The organism is Bacteroidales bacterium, assembly GCA_018334875.1.
Lineage (GTDB): Bacteria > Bacteroidota > Bacteroidia > Bacteroidales > UBA12077 > JAGXLC01.
This window is the reverse complement of sequence record JAGXLC010000097.1, coordinates 8,858-12,875: the sequence shown is the minus strand read 5'-3', so window position 1 is coordinate 12,875 and position 4,018 is coordinate 8,858. Positions and strand designations below refer to the sequence as shown.

General features: G+C 37.6%; 3 protein-coding genes. All 3 read left to right on the top strand.

Features of this window, described 5'->3' with window-relative positions; translation table 11 throughout:
* The first annotated feature begins 228 nt into the window (after nucleotides 1-228).
* The 3 genes from KGY70_09700 to KGY70_09690 all read left to right on the top strand — a co-directional run bounded on the left by KGY70_09700 (nucleotide 229) and on the right by KGY70_09690 (nucleotide 3,859).
* Complete coding sequence (locus KGY70_09700; protein ID MBS3775451.1) at nucleotides 229-1,011, top strand: methyltransferase domain-containing protein; 783 nt, start codon at nucleotides 229-231, stop codon at nucleotides 1,009-1,011.
* Nucleotides 1,012-1,213: 202 nt separating this feature from the next.
* Nucleotides 1,214-2,182 (top strand): NAD-dependent epimerase/dehydratase family protein, encoded by a 969-nt coding sequence (locus KGY70_09695; protein ID MBS3775450.1) that lies wholly within the window; start codon nucleotides 1,214-1,216, stop codon nucleotides 2,180-2,182.
* A gap of 141 nt (nucleotides 2,183-2,323) precedes the next feature.
* Complete coding sequence (locus KGY70_09690) at nucleotides 2,324-3,859, top strand: radical SAM protein (protein MBS3775449.1); 1,536 nt, start codon at nucleotides 2,324-2,326, stop codon at nucleotides 3,857-3,859.
* Nucleotides 3,860-4,018: the final 159 nt, after the last annotated feature.

The window sequence follows — 4,018 nt, the reverse complement described above, 5'->3', positions numbered from 1 at the left end:
GCTGTTGCAGATATAGTCCGCAAAACGGACCTTATGAACAGAGAATCCATTGGCCTGGTTGAGTTTTCAGGTTTTAAGTTAAAAATGAAACTGATTAAGAAACTGGTAAGAATGAAAACTACCAGATTTGGCACCCGCCCTGTATACTAACCCGAAATATTCAACTCTGGTTCTACAAAATCTTTCTCCGGAATAAATACGAAATGCATATAATTAAATCCTGGAGCGATGAAGAAAACTACCGCAGATATTTTATGTTGTCCAAAATGCAAGAATGATTTGAACTTCAGAGGAAACAATGCTTCCGAGGAAATTACAAAGGGTGTATTTGAATGTAAAACCTGCCGGAGAAGCTATCCTGTAGAAGATGGCTTTATTCATTTCCTTCAGGAGGGTGAAGTCCGGCGATTCAGTAAACGTGCGGAATTTTTCCGCTCAATTTATTGTCGTTTATATACCCCTCTGACAAATTTTATGTTCCTTCCTTGTGGAGGAGTAAAAAAAGCCCGGCGGGAAGTCCTGGAAAGACTGGAAATTCCATCAAATGCAGAAATCCTTGAAACAGGAATAGGGGCATGCGATAATATTCCATTTATATCGAGAAGAAGCGATTATGGTTACTTTTATGGTTTAGACAACCAGCAGAAAATGCTTCGAAAATGCATGCGAAATCTTAAAAAATGGAATCTTCAGGCAGATCTGTTCTGGTCCAATGCCGAAGAACTGCCATTTAAAGACGATGTTTTTGATGTGGTTTTTCACCTGGGTGCCATCAACCTATTCGGCGATAAAAAGCAAGCCATTGATGAAATGATAAGGGTAGCAAAACCAAAAACAAGGATTGTAATTGCCGATGAGAACGAGAGGGCAGCCAGGCTTTTCAGTATCTTTATGGGCAAACAGGAGAAAGTCAAACCTCCTGTAGATCTCATTCCCGATAATATGCAGGACATCCATCTCTATACGATTTGGAGCGGATTGGGCTATCTGATTGAATTCCGTACTCCCTGATAAAAGCATTAGCAAATCGATTCTTAGTTTAAAAAGGCGCTAAGTGGCTTTATTAGCTATAAATATAGAACATATTTTACTGATAAATAATAGTCTATAACAGCCGCTAAGCGCCTTGTATCCCAAACGGTGGCTTTTAGACTAGACTCATGTAGTGCTATATTACAAATAGATATTAAAGTAAAATAAAACATGCTTTGAAATGAATTCAAATGTCAATTTCAATCACAAAAAAATTTTAATCTCAGGTTCTTCTGGTAGTCTTGGAGGTATAATTGCCGGCCATTTCGCCAGGAACGAGATTCCGGTTGTGGGAGTGGATATCGATCATAACAATCCATTACCGGATGATGAATATTTCACCTTCTATTGTGCGAGCATTGCGGATAAAAACAGAATAAAAAAAATATTTTCCCGTGAAAAGCCAACAAATGTGATACATCTGGCTTGCTCCTATAATAAATTCCGTGATTCAAATGCGGAATACGAAAACGATGTAATGGGCACAAAGAATATTCTTAAAGTTGCAAACCTCACAAAATCGGTTGAAAAGTTTATATTTTTCAGCTCAACTTCTATCTACGGTGCCTGGCCAGATAACTACCGCTGGATGCCCGAAAGTAAAAAGGTAAGGCCTGGAAACTATAGGTATGCATTAAATAAGAAAAAAATTGAAAATGTATTGAATGAATATAGAGAAACCTGTAATGTAAAAATCACTATTTTACGTGTTTGTACGGTAGTTGGTCCACATTATAATAAGAAAGGCAGCGCCGTATCAATCCTGATCAAATTTCCATTTATGCTGCGAATTAGCCGGTACTGTGAAATTCAGTTGCTTCATCAGGAAGATCTGTTATCCATGATGGATTTAGTTATCGATGATCCCAATGTCCGGGGAACCTATAACCTAGTGCCCAATGATTATGCGACCATTCAGGAATTGGTTCCTGACAAACCATTTTTTCCTGTGCCTTTATGGTTAATAAGATTTATCTTTACTATCCTTTGGCGAACCCGTATGATCAATTTACCTCCTGCTTGTATAAATACTACCAAGTATGGAATTGTTGCTGATCCTTCCAGATTTTTACAGCGATACCACTATAACATCAGATTTTCTACCAAAGAGGCATTTAGTGATACAGTTATGAACAACCAGCTGGATTAACTTCTCTAATAGATTTCAAATCCTGACACGATGTAAGGTTGTAAGACATTTTCATGCATTAAGATGGATGAATATGTTTTGAAAATAGAATTTCTATTTGGGAATCATTATGAATTAATATTTTAAATATAATCAAAGCTTATGAAAAAGTTACGTATCTCAATCATCGATCTTATTTACAATGGCTATACCCATTCTATTTATAACCGGGCTATGCTACCGAACTTCATGAGCATCATGCCTCAGGTGATTGGTGTATGGTGTATGGAGGAAGGGCATGAAGTAAACTATTCGATATTTACCGGATCGCAGAAGCTGAAAAACCTTTCACCGGATGATGTGGATCTTGTTTTTATCAGTGCTTTCACTTTTACAGCCCAGTTTGCCTATGCGTTAAGCAATTATTACCGTTCCAAAGGGATTGTTACGGTGCTGGGTGGTCCCCACGCCAGATGCTATCCGGAAGATGCCTGCCGTTATTTCGATTATGTGATGGGATTAATTGATAAAGCATTATTAATGGATCTGTTGCATAATTTTGAATTAACGAACGCATTTGGGACTTATCTTACAGCACAGGCACAACCTAAAACGCTGCCGGGTATAAGGCAAAGATGGGAATTTATTGAAAAGGTTCACCAAAAAATGCCTGTTGTTAAAATCTTTCCAATGATTGGTAGCCTTGGTTGTCCTTACAATTGTGATTTTTGTATAGATTCTGATATCCCTTATCAGGTGCTGGATATGGAAGAGGTCAAGGAAGATCTTGCTTTTCTCGTAAAAACAAAGAAGCATCCAAGGGTAGGGTGGTTTGATCCCAATTTTGGCGTTCAGTTCAATAAGTTTATGGATGCCATTGAATCGGTTGTTCCATCAGGTAGTATAGAATTTGTTGCCGAATGCAGTTTATCCATTTTGAATGAATCCAATGTTAAAAGACTGCAGAGAAATGGATTTGTTGTCATTATGCCTGGCATTGAATCATGGTTTGAATATGGGAAAAAATCAAAAATGGGTAGAAACATTGGAATGGAAAAAGTAAAAAAAGCTGCTGAACAGGTAAATATGATACAGAGGCATATTCCTCAGGTACATATTAATTTTATGTTTGGTTTTGACAGTGATAAAGGCGAGTTGCCTTTCACACTAACCAAACGTTTCATTGATCTTGTACCCGGAGTTTATCCTTCCTATCAAATCCTATCCATATTTGGTAAGAGTACAAAAAGCAATTTAAAGTATGAAGAAGAAAACAGGATAATTCCTTTTCCTTTTCACATGATGAGACCGGTTCACACTTTGAATATTATACCGAAAAACTATACATGGGAAGAATTTAACAGGCATATGATTGATCTGTTAAAATACAGTTTTTCGCTCCGTGCTAAATATCGTCGTTTTAACGCCATTCATTATAACACTTCCAGGTGGATTACCCTTTTTATGTCTTTAACTGTCGGTGGCTCCGGCAAAATACGTTTCCTGTCTGATATGCTTAAGCATTTTCGCTCTGATTCGGATTTCCAGGCTTTCCTGAATAAGGAAACCACTCAGGTGCCCCAATTTATAGGAGAAAAGGTAAAAAAGGACCTCGGCCCGCTTTGGTACTGGCTTCCTGACAAAACGCTGTCATATAATCCCAATGTGCTTTCAACAGCAAAATCTAATTATAATTGATGAGTCTAGTCTAAAAAGGCGCTTAGCGGCTATACTTAGCTAATTGCGTAAAAATTATCTATTGAGAAATAAAGAATTTGAGGATTATCTACTGGGCCTGTACATGACCCAGGGTATATTTTTTGTCCCTGACTCTGATTTTGGAATAACATTCGGAGT

Coding starts and splice junctions, on each gene's coding strand:
- KGY70_09700 (MBS3775451.1), top strand. CDS start 229: ATGAAGAAAACTACCGCAGATATTTTATGTTGTCCAAAATGCAAGAAT.
- KGY70_09690 (MBS3775449.1), top strand. CDS start 2,324: ATGAAAAAGTTACGTATCTCAATCATCGATCTTATTTACAATGGCTAT.
- KGY70_09695 (MBS3775450.1), top strand. CDS start 1,214: ATGAATTCAAATGTCAATTTCAATCACAAAAAAATTTTAATCTCAGGT.